Annotated in this window: 19 protein-coding genes and 1 pseudogene; 13 read left to right on the top strand and 7 right to left on the bottom strand. The window is 61.1% G+C overall.

Features of this window, described 5'->3' with window-relative positions:
• Window positions 1-465 precede the first annotated feature (465 nt).
• Window positions 466-1,311 (top strand): alpha/beta fold hydrolase, encoded by an 846-nt coding sequence (locus tag BFQ01_RS16485; RefSeq protein WP_065926086.1) that lies wholly within the window; start codon window positions 466-468, stop codon window positions 1,309-1,311.
• Window positions 1,312-1,333: 22 nt separating this feature from the next.
• Complete coding sequence (locus BFQ01_RS31575; protein ID WP_242001099.1) at window positions 1,334-1,795, top strand: SCP2 sterol-binding domain-containing protein; 462 nt, start codon at window positions 1,334-1,336, stop codon at window positions 1,793-1,795.
• On the opposite strand, the gene BFQ01_RS16480 is transcribed toward BFQ01_RS31575, so the two are convergent.
• From BFQ01_RS16480 to BFQ01_RS16465, 4 genes are all read right to left on the bottom strand, one after another.
• Window positions 1,695-2,063: an NAD-dependent epimerase/dehydratase family protein gene (locus tag BFQ01_RS16480; protein WP_065926085.1), complete on the bottom strand. Its 369-nt coding sequence runs from the start codon at window positions 2,061-2,063 to the stop codon at window positions 1,695-1,697. The two genes, BFQ01_RS31575 and BFQ01_RS16480, sit on opposite strands and share 101 nt — an antisense overlap.
• Before the next feature lie 54 nt (window positions 2,064-2,117).
• Window positions 2,118-3,653: an amidase gene (locus BFQ01_RS16475; protein ID WP_065926084.1), complete on the bottom strand. Its 1,536-nt coding sequence runs from the start codon at window positions 3,651-3,653 to the stop codon at window positions 2,118-2,120.
• A 213-nt stretch (window positions 3,654-3,866) separates the two neighbouring features.
• Window positions 3,867-4,499: an ANTAR domain-containing response regulator gene (locus BFQ01_RS16470; protein WP_065926083.1), complete on the bottom strand. Its 633-nt coding sequence runs from the start codon at window positions 4,497-4,499 to the stop codon at window positions 3,867-3,869.
• Window positions 4,496-5,644 carry a transporter substrate-binding domain-containing protein gene (locus BFQ01_RS16465; RefSeq protein ID WP_065926082.1) on the bottom strand — a complete coding sequence of 383 codons (1,149 nt, stop codon included), beginning with the start codon at window positions 5,642-5,644 and terminating at the stop codon, window positions 4,496-4,498. Before BFQ01_RS16465 ends, BFQ01_RS16470 begins: the two co-directional genes overlap by 4 nt.
• A 651-nt stretch (window positions 5,645-6,295) precedes the next feature.
• Here BFQ01_RS16465 and urtA point away from each other — a divergent pair.
• The 11 genes and pseudogenes from urtA to BFQ01_RS16410 all read left to right on the top strand — a co-directional run bounded on the left by urtA (window position 6,296) and on the right by BFQ01_RS16410 (window position 16,156).
• Window positions 6,296-7,477, top strand: coding sequence for an urea ABC transporter substrate-binding protein (urtA, locus tag BFQ01_RS16460; protein ID WP_065926081.1), 1,182 nt, complete (start codon window positions 6,296-6,298; stop codon window positions 7,475-7,477).
• 79 nt (window positions 7,478-7,556) lie between these two features.
• On the top strand, window positions 7,557-8,459 hold the full coding sequence (urtB, locus tag BFQ01_RS16455) for an urea ABC transporter permease subunit UrtB (RefSeq protein ID WP_065926080.1): 903 nt from the start codon (window positions 7,557-7,559) through the stop codon (window positions 8,457-8,459).
• 1 nt (window position 8,460) lies between these two features.
• The gene (urtC, locus tag BFQ01_RS16450; RefSeq protein ID WP_027603388.1) at window positions 8,461-9,609 is read left to right on the top strand and encodes an urea ABC transporter permease subunit UrtC; all 1,149 of its coding nucleotides are present in this window, start codon (window positions 8,461-8,463) and stop codon (window positions 9,607-9,609) included.
• Window positions 9,606-10,343 (top strand): urea ABC transporter ATP-binding protein UrtD, encoded by a 738-nt coding sequence (urtD, locus tag BFQ01_RS16445; RefSeq protein ID WP_027603387.1) that lies wholly within the window; start codon window positions 9,606-9,608, stop codon window positions 10,341-10,343. The genes urtC and urtD overlap by 4 nt, the downstream gene beginning before the upstream one ends.
• Before the next feature lie 2 nt (window positions 10,344-10,345).
• Entirely contained in the window at window positions 10,346-11,035 is a 690-nt protein-coding gene (urtE, locus tag BFQ01_RS16440) for an urea ABC transporter ATP-binding subunit UrtE (protein WP_027603386.1), read from the top strand.
• A 23-nt stretch (window positions 11,036-11,058) separates the two neighbouring features.
• A pseudogene (locus BFQ01_RS16435) lies at window positions 11,059-11,392 on the top strand (urease accessory protein UreE).
• Window positions 11,389-12,144 carry an urease accessory protein UreF gene (locus tag BFQ01_RS16430; protein WP_065926079.1) on the top strand — a complete coding sequence of 252 codons (756 nt, stop codon included), beginning with the start codon at window positions 11,389-11,391 and terminating at the stop codon, window positions 12,142-12,144. The pseudogene BFQ01_RS16435 and the gene BFQ01_RS16430 overlap by 4 nt, the downstream one beginning before the upstream one ends.
• A gap of 45 nt (window positions 12,145-12,189) precedes the next feature.
• Window positions 12,190-12,885, top strand: a complete 696-nt coding sequence (locus BFQ01_RS16425; RefSeq protein ID WP_065926078.1) for an urease subunit beta — start codon at window positions 12,190-12,192, stop codon at window positions 12,883-12,885.
• Between the two features lie 3 nt (window positions 12,886-12,888).
• Complete coding sequence (ureC, locus tag BFQ01_RS16420) at window positions 12,889-14,601, top strand: urease subunit alpha (protein WP_065926077.1); 1,713 nt, start codon at window positions 12,889-12,891, stop codon at window positions 14,599-14,601.
• Between the two features lie 26 nt (window positions 14,602-14,627).
• Entirely contained in the window at window positions 14,628-15,281 is a 654-nt protein-coding gene (gene ureG / locus BFQ01_RS16415; protein WP_065926076.1) for an urease accessory protein UreG, read from the top strand.
• On the top strand, window positions 15,278-16,156 hold the full coding sequence (locus BFQ01_RS16410; protein ID WP_083221215.1) for an urease accessory protein UreD: 879 nt from the start codon (window positions 15,278-15,280) through the stop codon (window positions 16,154-16,156). Before ureG ends, BFQ01_RS16410 begins: the two co-directional genes overlap by 4 nt.
• A 131-nt stretch (window positions 16,157-16,287) precedes the next feature.
• Here the strand turns inward: BFQ01_RS16410 and BFQ01_RS16405 are convergent, their stop codons facing one another.
• The 3 genes from BFQ01_RS16405 to BFQ01_RS16395 are packed head-to-tail and all read right to left on the bottom strand — an operon-like array spanning window position 16,288 to window position 18,028.
• Complete coding sequence (locus BFQ01_RS16405; RefSeq protein WP_065926075.1) at window positions 16,288-17,127, bottom strand: MBL fold metallo-hydrolase; 840 nt, start codon at window positions 17,125-17,127, stop codon at window positions 16,288-16,290.
• Between the two features lie 21 nt (window positions 17,128-17,148).
• Window positions 17,149-17,475: a hypothetical protein gene (locus BFQ01_RS16400; RefSeq protein WP_065926074.1), complete on the bottom strand. Its 327-nt coding sequence runs from the start codon at window positions 17,473-17,475 to the stop codon at window positions 17,149-17,151.
• Window positions 17,468-18,028 (bottom strand): sugar ABC transporter, encoded by a 561-nt coding sequence (locus tag BFQ01_RS16395; RefSeq protein WP_065926073.1) that lies wholly within the window; start codon window positions 18,026-18,028, stop codon window positions 17,468-17,470. The genes BFQ01_RS16400 and BFQ01_RS16395 overlap by 8 nt, the downstream gene beginning before the upstream one ends.
• Window positions 18,029-18,164: the final 136 nt, after the last annotated feature.

Here is an 18,164-nt window from a genome sequence, read left to right as displayed (position 1 = left end):
CGCGCTTGGTGTCGTTACCTGTGTTCTGGCACCAAACGAGCCAGCGTCGATTACAGAACGATCACGACTGGGGGCACAAGGGGTAAGGCAGGAGCGCGCAAAAGGCTGGAAAGATGAAGTTGAATAACGATAAGTGCGACATCGATGAGTGCGTTGAATCAACCGCAGCCGCACCACCCGATACAGGACACGCAGGCCCACATCAGGATCAAGCGCCACAACGTGACGAAGCGACACCTGCGCAGTCACCGACCAGCAAAGTACCTGAAGACGCGGCTCAGCCTGTAATCGTCTGGCGTAGCTTGATGTTGCAGCAGTAACACTGCGAAGTCGCATTGCTCCGTCAACACCCGTCGCAGTGCAACCAGACATCGAGCCCGGTGCGGACAACCCGCGCGGGTGCAATCTGTACCCAAACAGCCATGGTTTGCTGCATCAGATGACAACCCCTTGGAGGACTTCAAAATGAGCTATAGCCATCTAACCGCCCCTACCCTGTATATCGACGTCGATGGCGAGACATTTGCCTATCGCCGCTGGGGCAATGACAAGACAGATCAGCCTCCGCTGTTCCTCCTCCAGCATTTCCGTGGCGGCATGGATCATTGGGACCCCATCATGACGGATGGGCTGGCGGCAGGGCGCGAGGTCATCCTCTACAACGGTCGCGGCATTGCCTCTTCTTCCGGAGAGCCGCGTAACCGAATTGAGCTGATGGCCGACGACGCTGCCGCAGTGATCCGCGCACTCGGTCTATCAACAGTCGATGTGCTGGGTTTCTCGCTTGGCGGTTTTATCGCCCAGGACCTGACACGACGCCATCCCGACCTCGTGCGCAAACTGATGCTGCTGGGTACCGGGCCTCGTGGCGGTAATCCGGACTCAGACCCTGGCGTGCTGGAGGCCGCACCACGGCCCATTCCCACAGTGGACGATTTTCTGTTTCTGTTTTTCGGTCGCTCCGAGGCGGCGCGGCAGGCAGGGCTCGCGTTCTGGGAGCGCCGTCATCAGCGTGTCGACCAGGATCCACCCAGCTCTGTGCAGGTGATGCAGGCACAGATCGAAGCCCACATGCACTTTATGCCCAAGCTGGACCCAAATGATCCCTTCAATCATCTGCGCGCTATCAAACAGCCAACGTTCATCCTGAACGGCATGAATGACGTCATGATTCCAACAGTCAACTCCTGGTACATGGCCCAGAACATCCCGAACGCCCAGTTATTCCTGTACCCGGATGCGGGCCACGGCGCCCAATTCCAATGCCCTGAGCGCTTTCTGAAACACGCCATCGCGTTCCTCAGCGAATGACAACTTACGGAGCCAGCACATCATGCTGAAGTTTAAATTTTTGTTGTGGGCGCTGACCAAGCTGTTTCAGCGGGCCATCAAGAAAAACCCCGGCTGCGCAAAATTTGTTAAAGGCAAGTCGTTGGTCTTTCAGATTCGAACAGAGGATGGCGTGGGTCGCTACTTCACCGTTGCGAACGGAAAGATAAAATCCGCCGCAGGTTTAACGCAAAAGCCGGCATTCACGCTGTCGTTTAGAAACACAGAAAGAGGCTTCGCCATTCTGTCGGCTAAAGACAGCAAGGATGAATTCCTGACGGGGTTGCGTACAGGCGATCTGAAAATCAGCGGTGATTTTGTCGAGGTGATGTGGTTCCAGGGATTAACAGAATACTTGCAGCCGGCTAAAGACCCCGCGCAGGTCTTTTCACGACGCCTTGCATCGTGCGGCTGCCGATCATCACGATTCGGGCGCCGGGGTGCAGCCTGGCGTGCAGGGTGTTGACCAAATGGCTCGCCGCCGCCACGTGAACCTGCCACATGGCTTGGCCATCCTGCGGCTGCAACTGCCCCAACGGGGCGGTACGCATGAAACCTGCCGCGTGGACGATGGCATCCACCGTTTCGATGGGCTGCAAGGCTTGATCCAAGGCCTGCAAGTCACTCAGATCGCATTCAGTCCAGTGAAAGCGCGGATGGTCGATACCGGCAGCGCGGCGACTCAGCCCCTGCACACGCCAGCCTTCTGCCAGCAGGCGTTGCGCGCTGGCCATTCCAGGCCCAGTCGCCAGCGAACGTATTCGCCAGCGCCTGGGCAGGCCATCGGTTTACAGCGCCGGGGGTTTAGGGAATACGCCGCGGGCGTGTTCGTAGGCCTGGGCAACGCGCAGTGCGAGGGCGTCCTGGAAGCGCGGAGCAACGATCATCATGGCGACCGGCAAGCCGTCCGCAAGCCCCGCCGGGATCGATGTCGCGGGGTGCCCCGTGAGGTCAAACGGCGCGGTATTGGCAAGCATGTCCAGTGCACTGTGCACGTACTCCTCCACGGGTGCGTCCGCGGCGGTCAACGGCGTGGCTACGAAGGGCATGGTGGGCATCACCAACACGTCAAAATCCTTGAATGCCTCGTCGTACTGGCGCGTCAGCTCCGGTACCAGCATCCGCGCCTTGGCGTAGTAGGCGCCATGCAGGTTTTTCAGGCTGTAGTGACCGGTCAACGCAACCGCTCGCACGCTACTGGACAACGCATCGGCGTGTTCGCGGCGTTTTTCGCCGAAGTAACTCATGATGTCCGGGTCGTAATAACCGTCGACGTTCATGCCGTAACCATTGCCCTGCAACATCTGATACGCCGCGCCGTCAGTGGCAATCACGTTCCACAGATCCAACGCCACGCCCGTGTGCCACGGCGCGCTTGCTTCGCCGACGCTGGCGCCCAGGCCTTCAAGCTGGGCAACCGCCGCCTTGACCAGGGCATCCACCTGCGGCTCGGACATTCCCGGGATCGCAAAACCTTCTCGCAGCAAGCCGATTTTCAAGCCGGCCACGCCCTGCTCCAGCGTCGCGAGGCAGTTGACCGCTGGCGGATTTTTCTGCCGGGAATCAAGCCCATCGGCCCCCGCAATGACATCGAGCATCGCTGCCACATCGCGTACGTTATTGGCCATCGGGCCCACATGGTCGATGGTCCGCTCAATCGGAAAAGCGCCGGTGTAAGGCACCAGGCCGTAAGTCGGCTTGTGCCCGACGATGCCGCTCCAGGCCGACGGCATCCGGATCGAACCGCCCTGATCGCCGCCGATGGCCATGTCGACTTGGCCAAGCGCCACCAGCACCGCACTGCCGCTGGACGAACCGCCTGCGTTGCGCGTCAGGTCCCAGGGGTTTTTAACCGGGCCGCTGGCGGAGGTAAAACTTGCCCCGGAAAAACACAAGTCTTCACACACCGACTTGCCCACCACCGTGGCCCCGGCCGCCAGCAAGCGTTTGACCACAGTGGCGTCTTCGGACGGGATATAACCGTCCAGGCTCACTGAGCCGTTAGCCATGGGCACGCCAGCCACCGACACATTGTCCTTGATGACCACCGTCTTGCCGGCCAACGGGCCTTGCGCCGCGCCGACGATTCGGGTTTTCACGTACCAGGCGCCGTGCAGGTTGTCTGCCTCGGCGGCTTTGTTGTATTCGCGTTCAGGCGGTTGCTGCGCGACGTTGGCAGCGTAGAGCGCATCGATGGCTTCGTAGGAATTCAACGTTTCATCGGCCAGGTTGAGGAAGGCCTCCATCTGGCTATCTGTCAGGTGATAACCGTGGTCTTCGGCGGCAATCAGAAAGTCGGTTTTGCTGGGGCGTTTTACGGACATGGTGTTCTCCAAATGACGTTAAGAACCACCCGATCTCGGGCGATCATTGACGCGCGCCACCCGTGCCCACTGCACAGGTTACGGCTCGCTCCGGAGGACTCCATTGTCCACGCCGGTCGCCACGCGGTGATCCATACCTGCCAAGGGAGGCGTATGGCAAACGTCCACGCAGAAGAGGATCAAGCCCTCACAAGCTTGATGCTCAAAGGCTGTTCAGGAACAGGCTTGTCGGAACAACTCATGGGCCTTGACCAGCGCTTCGGCGATTTTTTCCACCGGTTCGCGTTTGGCCATGGCTTGATCTCGCAAGGCGTTGTAGGCATCGGTCTCCGACATGCCCTTGGTTTCGATAAGGATTATTTTCGCCTGCTGCACGGTGCGCATGACCGCCATGCGCCCTTCCAGGCGCTTGACGTGCCGTTCCCGTTCGCGGGCCTTGCGTGACTGACTCAGGGTGATCGCCAAAGCGGTCAGCAAACCGAACGACTTCACGGGCGAAGGGATGACAGCGCAAGCGTTCAGTTGCACCAATGCCTCGACGATGATCGGGTTCTCATAGGCAATCACCGGAATGATCGGCGGCGTGCTGGCGTGCAGCAGCCATGGCGTGTTGGTCGACAGGCTTTCCGGCGACACCGCCAATACGATCACGTCCGCCTCGGCGCTCAAGCGCTCCGGAATCGGCCATTGCACACGCACCTGACAACCGATGCGCTGCAACTGCTCGATCAGGTTGCGTCCATCCTCGTCATCCGGGTGGATCACCAATACGCTGACATCGCGCAGGTCCTTGATGCCTGTCGCGCTGTCGTTGCGCAGGCGTTTCTTGGCGGCGCGCAAGGTCATGGACGTCTCCCCACCGAGCCGGACCATTCATTGAAATTGGGTGCAATGGCATAAGGGTCAGGCTTGAGTGCACTCTGGCTTTCGTAAAGGATGTCGAATTGGCCCTCGACGTTGGCCCGGCCAATCCGCGAAAACAGGTACGTGTGGTGATTGTTGGCATCGACCCGAATGCGTCCTTGTGGCGCTTCGAATTCCAGCCCGCGCATGGCCTGCAGCACATCCTCCACTTGCGTGCTGCCAGCTCGAATGATCGCCTTGGCCAGCAAGTGCACCTGAAAGTACGCCGCCTCCCAGCAACGGTCAGTGACCTGGTGTTGACCAAACAACTCGCGGTATTGGGCGATGCATTGGCGGTTGGTCGGCGTGTCCACCGACTGAAAATACGTAGCCGCCGAGATATGCCCAGTGCCCAGGTGAACCCCCATTTGCTGGATGTCGGTTTCGCTGGTCGTCAGGCTGGCAATCGGCATCACCGAGGGGTCAAAGCCTGCGTCGGCGTAGGCCTGGTACAAATGCCCCATGGTTTCGCCGACGACCGTCGAGAAAATAAACGAGGGCTTGAGCTCCCTGGCCTTGACCATCAGTTTGGCAAAATCTTCCGGACGTGCATTTTTCAGCGGCAGGTAATACTCGCCCAGCTTGGTACCGCCACGCTCGTACAACAGGTCGCTCATCAAGCGATTGGTTTCGTACGGGTAGACGTACTCGGAACCGATCATCAACACGCGATTGCCGAAGTTGTCGAGCATGTAATTGCCCAGGGGCAAGGCATTGTGATTCGGTGTGGCGCCGGTGTAGATAATGTTGCGCGAATACTCGAAACCTTCGTAATACACCGGGTACAGCAACAGGGCGTCGTAGCGCTCGACAATCGGCAGTGCCGCCTTGCGTGCAGCCGAGGTGTAGCAACCAAAGAAAAACCGCAGGTGTTCTTCGCGGATCAGCGATTCGATATGCATGGCGTACAGCGCAGGCGTTGAATCGGGGTTGCGGGTGATCAACTGCAGCGGGCGACCACCGACCCCGCCTGCCGCATTGATCTGCGCAATTGCAAACTGCGCGCCGCGCATCGTCGAGCCCTCGGCAGCCGCCGTGACACCGGTATCGGAAAACAGACCGCCTATGCGGATCGACTGGTCAACCATGCCTATCAACCTTGTTCAACGTGAGAAAAGACACCCGCTCGTGGATTGGGGGTCTGGAGGCCTGTGCAAATAATGATTGAGCGAGACGCCGTATAACAAAATGGCTGCTCTCAGGCGGGTTGTGCCTGGGGCTGGCGCGACAACACTGTCAGGGCCAGTCATGCGAGGGGCCTTCCACACCTGCCGAGAATGGGCGTGTGACAAGGGACCCTGCGAGGGTGTTGCCTGTCGCTCATGCAGATAGTGGGCCACACGCAATGGGCGAGCTGCACCCGCGGCGCCGGCCGGTTTCAATCCTTGCCGTGGAGCCCATCCATGCCGCCCACACGCTCACGGTATTGGTGCATTCAGGGTGCATTCGCGCCAAAGCAGCGCAGGCCAGTGACACGCGACAATAGATGCAGGCGTCACTCGCACGCCCCTTCGACTGCCCGGAAAACGCCCTGGTCGCAATTGGCACTGCCCTTGCTATAACTCTCCAGAGACATCGCGCCAGCTGTTTGCCCTACGCCCCCTTGGCAAGTAGGGAAGCACCTCGCGTACGACTGGATCGGACACAGCTGTCCCGCCAGATTCGGCACAAGAAGCCTGATTTCCCGACTATTGATTTAGCCGGGATGTCGGGCTTTTTTTATTCCTGGAGAGAAGTGAATGCACAACGACAAACGCCGTTTGATCAAGCATGCCCTGTTGCTGGGCGCCTTCAGCCTGTTGCCGTTTTCCCTGGTCAGCCAGGTGCAGGCAGCCGAGACCGTGAAGGTCGGCATCATCCACTCGCTGACCGGCACCATGGCCATCAGTGAGGCCTCGGTGGTGGACGCGGAAAAACTCGCCATCGACGAAATCAACGCCAGCGGTGGCGTGCTCGGCAAGACCATCGAACCGATCGTCGAGGACGGTGCCAGCGATTGGCCGACCTTCGCCGAGAAGGCGCGCAAGCTGTTGGAAAACGATCACGTTGTCGCTACGTTCGGCGCCTTCACCTCGGCGTCGCGTAAAGCGGTGTTGCCAGTGTTCGAACGCAACAAAGCGTTGCTGTATTACCCGACGTTCTATGAAGGCCTGGAAAAATCCCCGGCCATCATCTACACCGGCGCCGAAGCGTCGCAGCAAACCCTGGCAGCCGTCAGCTGGTTGATGGCCAACAAAGGCAAGACCGTCTACCTCGTGGGCTCGGACTACATCTGGCCGCGCACCACCAACAAGCTGGCACGGGCGTCGGTGACCAAGCAGGGCGGATCCATCGTCGGTGAGGATTACCTGCCCCTGGGCAACATCGAGTTCTCCTCGGTGATCAACAAAATCAAGGCCGCCAAGCCCGACATCGTGCTGTCCACCATCGTCGGTGGCTCAAACGTGGCGTTCTACAAACAGCTCAAGGCCGCCGGCATCGACAGCAGCAACCAGACGCTGATGGCGCTGGCCGTCACCGAAGAAGAAGTCACCGGCATCGGCGCCGAAAACCTCACCGGCTTTCTCACCTGCATGAGCTACTTCCAGAGCCTGAAAAACCCGGTCAACGAGAAATTCGTCGCCGCCTTCAAGGCCCGCTATGGCGACAAACGCGTAGTCGGCGACCCGATGGCGGCCGCGTACACCGCCGTGTACCTGTGGAAGAAAGCCGTGGAAAAAGCCGGCAGTTTCGACGTCCCGGCCGTGATCGCCGCGTCCTCGGAGCTGACCCTCGACGCGCCTGAAGGCGAGGTCAAGGTCCACAAGGACAACCACCACCTGTGGAAGCGTGCGCGCATCGGCACCCTCAACGCCCAGGGCCAGGTTGACGTGATCTACGAGTCCGCGCCCATCGAGCCTAACCCTTTCCCGAAACTGTGATGCAGGGTCGGGCGCGATCTGACTCGCGCCCTCTCCCGCCCACGCGGTCCGCCAACGTGCAGCGACAGGTAGCGACGCAATGACTTTCGATATTTTGGTGATGCAGGTCTTCAGCGGGTTTTCGCTGTTCTCGGTGTTGGTGCTGATGGCCCTGGGGCTGACCATCGTGTTCGGCCTGATGGGCGTAATCAACATGGCCCACGGCGAGTTGATGGCGATGGGGTCGTACATGACCTACGTCACGTCCGTGGTGTTTGCGCGCTACTTTCCCGACTACATGGGCTGGTATTTCGTGATCGGCATCGGCGTGGCCTTCGTCGTGACCTTCGCGTTCGGTTTCCTGCTCGAACGCTGCTTTATTCGCTTCATGTACAACCGCCCGCTCGACACGCTTCTGGCGACCTGGGGCCTGTCGCTGGTGCTGCAGCAGGTGTTCCGCCAGCTCTTCGGGCCCAAGGAAGTCAGCGTGCCCACGGTGCAATGGCTGCAAGGCGCGTGGAAGATCAGCGAAGGCCTGGAACTGCCGCTCAATCGGATTTTCATCATCGGCCTGACACTGGTGATCGCCGGCGCCGTGTTTCTGTTTTTGTACCGCAGCCGCTGGGGGCTGCGCATTCGCGCGGTGACCCAGAACCGCGCCATGGCGGGGGCAGCCGGCATTAACACCGCCCGTGTCGATGCGGTCACGTTTGCCCTGGGCTGCGGGCTGGCAGGGATCGCCGGCAGCTCGTTCACCATGCTGGCCTCGACCGGCCCGGTCAGCGGCCAGCAGTACCTGGTCGACACCTTCATCGTCGTGGTGTTTGGCGGGGTGGAGAGTTTGCTGGGTACCTTCCTGTCGGCCTTCGCCATCGGCCAGACGCAGATTTCGCTGGAATACCTCACCACCGGGTCCATGGCCAAAGCCATCACGCTGCTGGTGGTGATCGTGCTGCTGTTCTTCCGCCCCAACGGCTTGTTCGCCGCGAAAGTGAGACGCTGAGATGAACGATATGACTGAGACGCCCCTCACCCGCCCCAGCACCTCGACGCCGACCACGCGCCGGCTGCGCACCGGGTTGCTGCCGTTGCTCGAGCGCCACAGCCTGGTCTGGCTGTCGCTGCTGTTGCTGGTGATATTGCCCCTGAGCCTGGGCGACTTTCGCCTGGGCCTGGCCGGCAAATACCTGAGCCTGGCGTTCTGCGCCGTGGGCATGGTGATGATCTGGGGCTACGGCGGGATACTCAGCCTGGGCCAGGGCATCTTCTTTGGCCTTGGCAGCTACATGATGGCGATGTACCTGAAACTTGAAGCCACCGCCAACGACGAAGCGGCGAGCGCGCTCGCCGCCTTCTACGGCTCGGCGTTGCCGGACTTCATGATCTGGAACAGCGTCGACGCGCTGCCCTGGTGGTGGAAGCCTTTCGAGTCGGCGACATTCACCTTTGCGGCGATCCTCGTCCTCCCGGCATTGCTCGCGTTTGTGTTCAGCTACGCGTATTTCAAGAAGCGCGTGGGCGGCGTGTACTTCTCGATCATCACCCTGTCGTTGGCGGCGATCATGTCGATCATGATCATCGGCCAGCAAGGCTACACCGGCGGCGTCAACGGCCTGACCGACTTCAAGACCGCCTTTGGCCTGAGCCTGCAAACGCCTCAAACGCCCTGGATTCTGTACCTGATCACCACCCTGTTACTGCTGGGCTGCGTGGCGTTGTGCGGGTTCATCCTGCGCAGCCGGCTGGGCAAAGTGGTGGTGGCGATCCGTGACCGTGAGGACCGCGTACGGTTTTCCGGCTACAACACGGCGCTGTTCAAAGCGTTCATCTTTGCCGTCGCAGCACTGATCTCGGCGCTCGGCGGGGTGATGTTCACCCTGCAGGTCGGCCTCGCGTCGCCGTCGCTGGTGGGCATCATTCCTTCGACCGAAATCGTGATTTACGCAGCCCTTGGCGGGCGTCTGTCGCTGGTCGGTGCGGTGTACGGCACGCTGTTGATCGGCGTGGCCAAAACCTACCTGTCGGAAAACTTCGTCAACTTCTGGCAGTACTTCATCGGTTTCCTGTTCATGGGCGTGGTGCTGTTCTTGCCGACCGGGCTGGCCGGTTTGCTGCAACGCCTTGGCCACAACAAACAGGAGGTGCAGTCATGAGTGGCCTGTTGCTGAGTGTCGAAGACCTCACGGTGTCGTTCGACGGTTTCAAGGCAGTGGACAGCCTTAATTTCTATGTCGAAGAAAACCAGGTGCACGTGGTGATCGGGCCTAACGGCGCGGGCAAGACCACCCTGCTTGACATGATCTGCGGCAAAACCCGCCCGAGTGCCGGCAGCATTCGTTTCAAGGACCTGCAACTGGCCAACATGATCGAATACCAGATCACCCGCGCGGGCGTTGGGCGCAAGTTCCAGAACCCTTCGGTGTATGAAGACCTCACCGTGCGCGAGAACCTCGACATCTCATCGCCCGGCAAACGCGGCATTTTCAACTGCCTGTTCGCCCGCAAGGACCCGGCCCTGCAAGCAGAGATCGAGCAGACCGCCGAGATGATTTTCCTGCAGGACCAGCTGGGGCGCAAAGCCGGGCTGTTGTCCCACGGGCAAAAGCAGTGGCTGGAGATCGGCATGCTGCTGATGCAGCGCCCGGAACTGTTACTGCTGGACGAGCCGGTGGCCGGCATGAGTGCAGGCGAGCGGGAAAAGACCGCAGGCCTGCTCAAGCGCATCGCCAAGGGCCGCGCCATGGTGATCATCGAGCACGACATGGAGTTCGTGAAGTCAGTGGCTGACAAAGTCACCGTCCTGCACCAGGGCAAAACCCTGGCCTACGGCTCGATGGATCAGGTGCAAAACGATCCTCGCGTCATCGACGTCTACCTGGGGCACTGAGCATGCTGACCGTCAATAACCTGAACGTGTATTACGGCGACAGCCATGTGCTGCGCAATCTCGACCTGACCCTCGCACCGGCCGAGTCCCTGGCGATCATGGGTCGCAACGGCATGGGCAAGACCACCCTGCTCAGAAGCCTGGTGGGCATGCTGCCGGCGCGCAGCGGCAGCATCACGCTGGCGGGCCGGGAACTCACCGCCAGCAAGAGCTATGAGCGGGTCGCCGCCGGGGTGGGCTTCGTGCCGCAGGGGCGGATGATTTTTCCGTACCTGACGGTGGAGGAAAATATCCTGACGGGCATGCAGGGCGCCCCTGCCGCACCGATTCCCGACTACATCTACGAGTACTTCCCGGTGCTGTTCGAGATGCGTCGACGCAAGGGCGGCAACCTCTCCGGCGGCCAGCAACAACAGCTGGCGATTGCCCGCGCGCTGGTCTCCAACCCCAAAGTGTTGATCCTGGATGAGCCGACCGAGGGCATTCAGCCGTCGATCATCAAGGACATCGCCCGGGCCCTGAACCTGCTGAAAAAAGAACGGGGATTTTCGCTGATCGTCTCCGAACAGGTGCTGTCGTTTGCGATGGCGGTGGCCGACCGTTACCTGATCATCGAGAAAGGCGAGTTCGTGCACAGCGAGGTCCGCGAAACCGTCGACCGCGAGCGCATCCTGCGCTACCTGACCATCTGAAACCGGACCTGGGAGCACACACCATGTTGATCCTCGACCGCATTCTGGGCCAGGCCAGCGACCCTGCCCTCGCCGACCGTTTGCATGACCTCAGCCACGCAGGCCTGGTCGAAACCCTCAGCCTGTCGGCCAGCGACATTCAGCGCCATCGTCGTGCACATGCAGGACGTGCACTTTCTCGACCTGCAACCGCGGGACGCTGCCGCCGCGCTGGAGCTGGGGTATTTCGCCGGCAACATGCACTGGGCCGTGCGCTTTGCAGGCACTGCGTTACGGATCCCGCTGAATGGCCCGGAGGCCGACTACCTCGAGCGTCTGGCGCCGCTGCTCGCGGACGGCCGGGTGCTGCGCCTATGAACGCCGCACCGGCCGAGTTGCGCAGCAGCCTGTTGGCACTGCAACAGGCCGACAGTTTTTTCCCTGGTGGTGCGGTTGCCTGGTCATGGGGCCTGGAAACGCTGGTGGCCGATGCGCGCCTGGGGCAGAACGCCGCGATGACCGACCCCGTCCCTGTCAGGCGCCGTCAGCGCGGCCTGCAGAATGATCGCAGCGTTCAGGTGCGGGCCTTCGTCGAAGGTCAATTGCGCCATCGCTGGAACAGTTTTGACCGGGTGTTTTTATGCGCCGCCTGGCATGCAGCGGCTGACCTCGCCACCCTGATGGACCTGGACAGTCACATCGAGGCCCTGACCCTGGCCGAGGAACTGCGCCAAGGCTCACGTCGCGTCGGCCAATCGTTGCTGGGCGTGCATGTCGCGCTCGGTACCCCCGGCGCTGCCGCTTACCAGCAACACGTGCTCGCCCGGGCAACGCCGGGGCATTTGCCGGTGTTGCAAGGGCTGCTGTGGCAACAACTCGGCATGCAACTCGAGCACTGCCAACTCGCCGCCGCCCATGGGCTGTGCACCGGATTGGTCAGTGCCGCTGTGCGCCTGGGCGTAATGGGGCATGTGGATGCGCAGCGGGTGCTCACCGACATCCAGCCCTTGCTGCTGCAACTACTGGCTCAGGCGCCGCTCGCCCTCGACGACGCCAGCGGCTTCACACCCATGGCCGAGATCGCCGTGATGCGGCACGAAACCCAGGACCTCCGTCTTTTCGCCAATTGAGGTGGCGGGCACGAAAACGCCTGCTGCCGACACAGGAGCTTGAACATGCTGCTGACGCCCACCGAACTTGAGCGGCTGACGCTATACACCGCCGCCGAACTTGCGCGCAAACGCCGCACCAAAGGGCTGCGCCTGAACTTTCCGGAAGCCTCGGCGCTGATTGCCGATGAAATCCTCGAAGGCGCCCGTGAGGGTCGCAGCGTGGCCGAGCTGATCGGTTTCGGCTCGACACTCCTCAACACTGACGACGTCATGCCCGGCGTGGCCGATCTGCTGCCGGTACTGCAGGTGGAAGGTACGTTCCCCGATGGCACCAAACTGGTCACCGTGCATCAGCCGATTCGACCCGGGCAGTTGCCGTTGGCCGTCATGCCGACGCCTGGGGAAATCATCTCGCCCGAGGGCGATATACAACTCAACAGCGGTCGCCCCACGACCACCGTACGGGCCATCAATACCGGCGACCGGCCGGTGCAAATCGGCAGTCACTACCACTTTTTCGAAGTCAACAAGGCGCTGGATTTCCCGCGCACCGCCGCCTTCGGCATGCACCTGGACATTCCCGCGGGCACCGCCGTACGTTTTGAGCCGGGGGAGCTGCGCGAAGTGCAGCTGGTGCAATTCGGCGGCACGGGGGACATCTACGGTTTCAGCGGTTTGACCAATGGCAACCTGCACGATCCGGCCTGCAAAGCCATCGCGCTTGATCGAGCCCGCGCACAACAGTTCAAGGGGGCGTGACCCATGGCAACAATGACGCGCAAGGAATACGCCGCGATGTACGGCCCCACCACCGGCGACGCGGTGCGCCTGGGGGATACGTCGCTGCTGGCCGAGGTGGAATTCGACTACGCGGTGCCTGGCGATGAATGCCTGCACGGCGGCGGCAAGACCCTGCGCGACGGCATGGGCCTGATGCCGGGGCATGACAGCGCAGACGGCGCGCTGGACATGCTGATCTGCAACGCGCTGATCATCGACCCGGTGATCGGCATCGTCAAAGGCGACATCGGCATCAAGGACGGCAAGATCGTGGCCATCGGCAAGGCCGGCAATCCGCAGGTCATGGACGGTGTCCATCCGCAATTGATCTGCGGCGTCGCAACCACCGTGCGCGACGCAGAAGGCCTGATCGTCACGCCGGGCGGGATCGACGTGCACGTGCATTTCGACTCGGCGCAACTGTGCGATCACGCGCTGGCGGCGGGCCTGACGACGCTGATCGGCGGCTCGCTCGGGCCGATTACCGTGGGGATCGACTGCGGCGGCGAATGGAACGTCGGCAAGATGCTGCAGGCCTCTGAAGCCTGGCCAATCAATTTCGGCTTTCTCGGCAGGGGCAATTCCAGCAAGCCGGAATCGCTGCTCGGCCAACTGCGCGGTGGCTGCCTGGGATTGAAGATCCACGAGGACTGGGGCGCGATGCCCGCCGTGATCGATACCTGCCTCAAGGTGGCCGATGAATACGACTTCCAGGTGCAGTTGCACACCGACACCCTGAATGAATCGGGTTTTCTCGAAGACACCCTGGCCGCCATCGGCGACCGCACAATCCACATGTACCACACCGAAGGCGCAGGCGGCGGCCACGCCCCGGACATCATCAGCGTGGCGGGAAAAGCCAACTGCATCCCCTCCTCGACCAACCCGACCAACCCGTACACCGTCAACACCTTCGACGAGCACCTGGACATGATCATGGTCTGCCATCACCTCAATCCGGACGTGCCGGAAGACGTGGCGTTCGCCGAATCCAGAGTGCGTCCGCAGACCATCGCCGCCGAAGACATCCTGCACGACACCGGGGCGATTTCGATCCTGGGTTCCGACAGCCAGGGCATGGGGCGCATCAACGAGGTGATCTGCCGCACCTGGCAGCTGGCCTCGAAGATGAAAGACCAACGCGGCCGTCTACCGGAAGAAAAAACCGGATTGGGCGACAACGAACGCATCAAGCGTTACATCGCCAAGTATACGATCAACGCTGCGCGGGTGTTCGGCATCGACAGTTACATCGGCTCGCTGGAGCCGGGCAAGCTCGCTGACCTGGTGCTGTGGCGGCCGGCCTTTTTTGGCGTCAAGCCTGAGCTGGTGGTCAAGGGCGGGTTTATCGTGCACGGCGTGATGGGCGACTCGGCAGCCTCGCTGTACACCTGCGAGCCGCTGATCATGCGCCCGCAATGGGGGGCCTTTGGTGAGGCCAAACAGGCACTGTCGGTGAATTTCGTCAATCGCCTTGCGGTGGAGGCCGATACCGCTGAGAAACTGGGCCTGAAAAAAGCCCTGTTGCCGGCCTTCGGCACCCGCACGCTGCGCAAGTCCGACATGTTGCACAACGACGCCTGCCCGGACATTCGCGTCGACCCCCAGACCTTCGATGTGTACGCCGACGGTGAGCGCCTGACCTGCGAGCCGGTCAGCGAAGTGCCCCTGGCCCAGCGCTACATGCTGCGCTGATCACAGCCAATAAAAGGAACCTGCTAATGAGCACTGCATTCAACGCCGCACCGCAGCAGCAACCCCACCCCGGCGCCGCGCGCGTCGGGATCGGCGGCCCGGTCGGCTCGGGCAAGACTCGCCTGCTGGAGCAACTGATTCCGCGCTTCATCGCGCGCGGCACCGAGCTGGCCATCATCACCAACGACCTGGCGACCCGCGAGGACGCCGAACGCGTGCAGCGCAGCGGCCTGATCGACCCACAACGGGTGCTCGCGGTGGAAACCGGCGCCTGCCCGCACACGGCGATCCGCGAAGACCCGACGCTGAACCTGCAAATGGCCGACGAGCTGGAAGCGCGATTCGAGAACCTGGACCTGATCCTGATTGAGTCCGGCGGCGATAACCTGGCCTCGACCTTCTCGTTGGATCTGGTGGATTACTGGATCTTTGTCATTGATGTCGCCGGCGGCGATGACATCCCGCGCAAACGAGGGCCCGGCGTGTTGAGCTGTGATCTGCTGGTGGTCAACAAATATGATCTGGCGCCCTATGTGGGCGTGGACCTGCCACGCATGCGTCGCGAGTCAGCCGAAGCCCGCAACGGCCGGCCCGTGCTGTTCACCAACTGCGCGACGGGTGACGGGGTCGACGCGGTCGTCGACGCCATCAGCCGCGCCGTGTTGTTTGACCGACCATGAACGCGCCGCAGGAACTGTTTCACCCGTTGATTGCACCGCCCAAGGCATCCTCGCAGGTGCAGGCCCGGATTGCCTTCAGCAAAGCGCCGTCCGGCGCCAGTTATATCAGCGAACAGCGCGTGGGCTATCCCTTTCATCTGGGCCGCACCCTGAAGCTGCCCGACGACCCGAAAGGCATGGCCGCCGTGTATGTGCAGTCTTGCTCGGGCGGGATTTTCGCAGGCCAGGATTTGCGGATGCACCTGCATGCCGGGCCGGACACTCAAGTGCATGTCAGCACTGGCGCGGCGACGGTAGCCCACAGTATGCTCGAGCAATCGGCACGGCAGACCGTCAGCCTCACCGCCGAACACGGAGCGCTACTGGAGTACCTGCCTATGGCGACGATCCTGTTTCCCCAGGCAAAACTGCACAGCCAGGTAAGGGTGAATCTGCACCCGGGCGCCAGGGTGATGCTGTGCGACGCGTTTTGCCTGCACACCCCCCAGGACAGTGCCGGCCTCTTCGATGTCTACCGCGCCGACCTGGAAGTGCGCTGCCCGGCAGGCCGCTTGCTGGCCGGCGATCGCCTGGCGCTGAACGGGCAAGACCTGCTGCGGCAATTACCGGGCGTCAGTGGTGCCTTCCAGACCCTGGCGACATTCATGCTCGTGGGTCAGGGCTTGCCTGTCGAAGCGCTGAAAACCGCATTGCGCAATGCCCTGCCCACTCACCCCGACAGCTATCTGGGTGTCAGCGCATTGCCCAACGATTGCGGGGTTTCATTACGCATCATGACCCTTGATGCCGTGTCACTGCGCAACAGCCTTCACATAGCCTGGGCGTGTGTACGTGAGCATCTGACCGGTGTGGCACCGCGTATGCGCCGCAAATGAGGAGTGACGATTGCAATCCACGCCGGCTGACGGCGTTCAGCGATTTTCTGTTCGACCGCTGGCAGGAGGCGCCGTGGGATCAATGACCTCATTCGCCGCAGCCGATGCATCGTAGGCATCTCGAACAGCCGCTAAGTTTCGTAGGAAATTTTGTAGGTCTTGCCTATCCGCTCGACATGTGCAAATCCAAGCTCGCCAAGGTGCATACCCGCGATAAGAATCTTGTCCGAGCTGACGACATCCAACAACTTTGAACGTGTGGCGGCGGAAAGCAGCGGGTCTTGGTCAAATGCAATGGATACGTCGGGACGCGCAATCTGGACTTGAGGGAAATGAACGATATCCCCCCAGATCAACAGACTCCTCTGATCGGATTCGAGGCGATAACCGGAATGCCCCGCCGTATGCCCCAGAAGGGGCGTCGCACTGATGCCAGGGAGGACTTCGTTATCAGTAAATGTGCGCATTTTCTCCCGATACTGATCGAACACCTTCCGAGCAAACAGAAAGTTGCCACGAGCACGCTCACTCGCTCGGCTGAGATTGCCATCGTCCTCCCAGAAAGAAACCTCACGCTGGTGCACGACCAACTCTGCATCGGGAAAGACAGCTGCCCCGGAAGAATCAACCAGCCCCCCAACATGGTCGGGATGTGCGTGAGTCAGGAGAATCGCGTCAATGTCAGAGGGTTGCACGCCAGCCAGTGCGAGATTGGCCTTCAGCTTTCCGCCCCACTGCTTGAAACCACCAGCCCCCGCATCGATGAGAATCGTGCGGCCCCTTCCACGCACCAGGTAACAGTTGATGTGGATCGAGGATGGGTCGCTCACGCCTGCGTCCTGCTGCAACTTGGACGCCTGCGCAGGATCGATATTGGAGAGGAGATCCAGACTTGCGCAAAGGTATCCGTCACTGATGGCCGTAATCGAAAACTCGCCGATCTGCTGGCCCGGAAATTTCATGTCGCTCATTGCAGCACTCCTTGCGCGTCATCAGTTCCGCGCGTAAATGGCAGCAGCTGGATAGCCGATGCAACGGATGCGCGCCGTTAGCCCCGCATGGCGCTCTACGGCCTCATCCAGTCGCGCCATGAAGACATCCATGACCGATGGCGTTCTGAGCGGTTCGAGGCGGTACCTGATTTCCGCGTAAGCAGGATGCCCGCGCCCTTGGCGAACAGAGACATAGATGACATGCACGTTGTCCAACGTAGCCTGGAGGACGTCCGTGCAAAGCCGAGTACATTCTTCAGTGAGTTCCGCCAGATTCGCCTCGGGCGGCATCTTTTCCGCCTGGATGAAGATTGTCAGGTTAGGCATGTCGGTTTTGCCCCGGCGTGTGGGGCACTGCGCCACTGCCACTCGTCAACTGCGCGGTCATCGGAGCATAGAGGTGTACGTGGTTCGGAAGGGTATCCACATCGAGACGGATGGAGCTATCCAGCTTCGCCAGCCATCTGATTTCAGGGCACTTCTCCAATGCGACGGCGCGCATCCGATCAGGCGCCAGCCCCCTCTCGATGAGCGGCTCGGGACCGACTGCGCTTACGATCAGATGCTCGCCTTCACCGACGGCAGGCGCACGTTCAAGGGCGCCATACAGATTGCGGTGCCAATCGGTGATGTGCTGCTGCCAGCGTGCAAAATTGCCGCCGCCCTTCTGGCGATACTCATCGCCTTCAAGCACGGCCAGGCCGTCGATCGAATGCATGGCAAGGTAGACAGGACAACCCGTGCTCAACGCCTTGAAGCGCTGCGAGGTATGGAACCCGCTCACGGAAATAAGCGCGGGTAGTTTTTCCAGGCTATAGAAATCATTCCACTCGGCTTCGCTGGCGGGGTCGGTAAAGCTGCACTCGACGGTATAGATCATGGATAACGTCGCGGCCGAACATCGTGTGTCCGGCCCTCCTTGTTGATGTTCCATCACGGTATGGCCTTGACATCAACGAATAAAGCGATTTTTCGGTATGCTTCAGTGATAAAAGCTCAAGCTTATCTGGATCACC

It is taken from the genome of Pseudomonas sp. 8 R 14 (assembly GCF_900005955.1).
In the GTDB taxonomy this organism is placed as follows: Bacteria; Pseudomonadota; Gammaproteobacteria; order Pseudomonadales; family Pseudomonadaceae; genus Aquipseudomonas; species Aquipseudomonas marginalis.
This window is presented reverse-complemented; position numbering and strand designations above follow the sequence as displayed.

Coding starts and splice junctions, on each gene's coding strand:
- BFQ01_RS16405 (WP_065926075.1), bottom strand. CDS start 17,127: ATGAGCGACATGAAATTTCCGGGCCAGCAGATCGGCGAGTTTTCGATT.
- urtE (WP_027603386.1), top strand. CDS start 10,346: ATGCTGACCGTCAATAACCTGAACGTGTATTACGGCGACAGCCATGTG.
- BFQ01_RS16395 (WP_065926073.1), bottom strand. CDS start 18,028: ATGATCTATACCGTCGAGTGCAGCTTTACCGACCCCGCCAGCGAAGCC.
- BFQ01_RS16480 (WP_065926085.1), bottom strand. CDS start 2,063: ATGGCCAGCGCGCAACGCCTGCTGGCAGAAGGCTGGCGTGTGCAGGGG.
- ureC (WP_065926077.1), top strand. CDS start 12,889: ATGGCAACAATGACGCGCAAGGAATACGCCGCGATGTACGGCCCCACC.
- urtD (WP_027603387.1), top strand. CDS start 9,606: ATGAGTGGCCTGTTGCTGAGTGTCGAAGACCTCACGGTGTCGTTCGAC.
- urtA (WP_065926081.1), top strand. CDS start 6,296: ATGCACAACGACAAACGCCGTTTGATCAAGCATGCCCTGTTGCTGGGC.
- BFQ01_RS16475 (WP_065926084.1), bottom strand. CDS start 3,653: ATGTCCGTAAAACGCCCCAGCAAAACCGACTTTCTGATTGCCGCCGAA.
- BFQ01_RS16485 (WP_065926086.1), top strand. CDS start 466: ATGAGCTATAGCCATCTAACCGCCCCTACCCTGTATATCGACGTCGAT.
- BFQ01_RS16400 (WP_065926074.1), bottom strand. CDS start 17,475: ATGCCTAACCTGACAATCTTCATCCAGGCGGAAAAGATGCCGCCCGAG.
- ureG (WP_065926076.1), top strand. CDS start 14,628: ATGAGCACTGCATTCAACGCCGCACCGCAGCAGCAACCCCACCCCGGC.
- BFQ01_RS16430 (WP_065926079.1), top strand. CDS start 11,389: ATGAACGCCGCACCGGCCGAGTTGCGCAGCAGCCTGTTGGCACTGCAA.
- BFQ01_RS16465 (WP_065926082.1), bottom strand. CDS start 5,644: ATGGTTGACCAGTCGATCCGCATAGGCGGTCTGTTTTCCGATACCGGT.
- BFQ01_RS16425 (WP_065926078.1), top strand. CDS start 12,190: ATGCTGCTGACGCCCACCGAACTTGAGCGGCTGACGCTATACACCGCC.
- BFQ01_RS16410 (WP_083221215.1), top strand. CDS start 15,278: ATGAACGCGCCGCAGGAACTGTTTCACCCGTTGATTGCACCGCCCAAG.
- urtB (WP_065926080.1), top strand. CDS start 7,557: ATGACTTTCGATATTTTGGTGATGCAGGTCTTCAGCGGGTTTTCGCTG.
- BFQ01_RS16470 (WP_065926083.1), bottom strand. CDS start 4,499: ATGACCTTGCGCGCCGCCAAGAAACGCCTGCGCAACGACAGCGCGACA.
- urtC (WP_027603388.1), top strand. CDS start 8,461: ATGAACGATATGACTGAGACGCCCCTCACCCGCCCCAGCACCTCGACG.
- BFQ01_RS31575 (WP_242001099.1), top strand. CDS start 1,334: ATGCTGAAGTTTAAATTTTTGTTGTGGGCGCTGACCAAGCTGTTTCAG.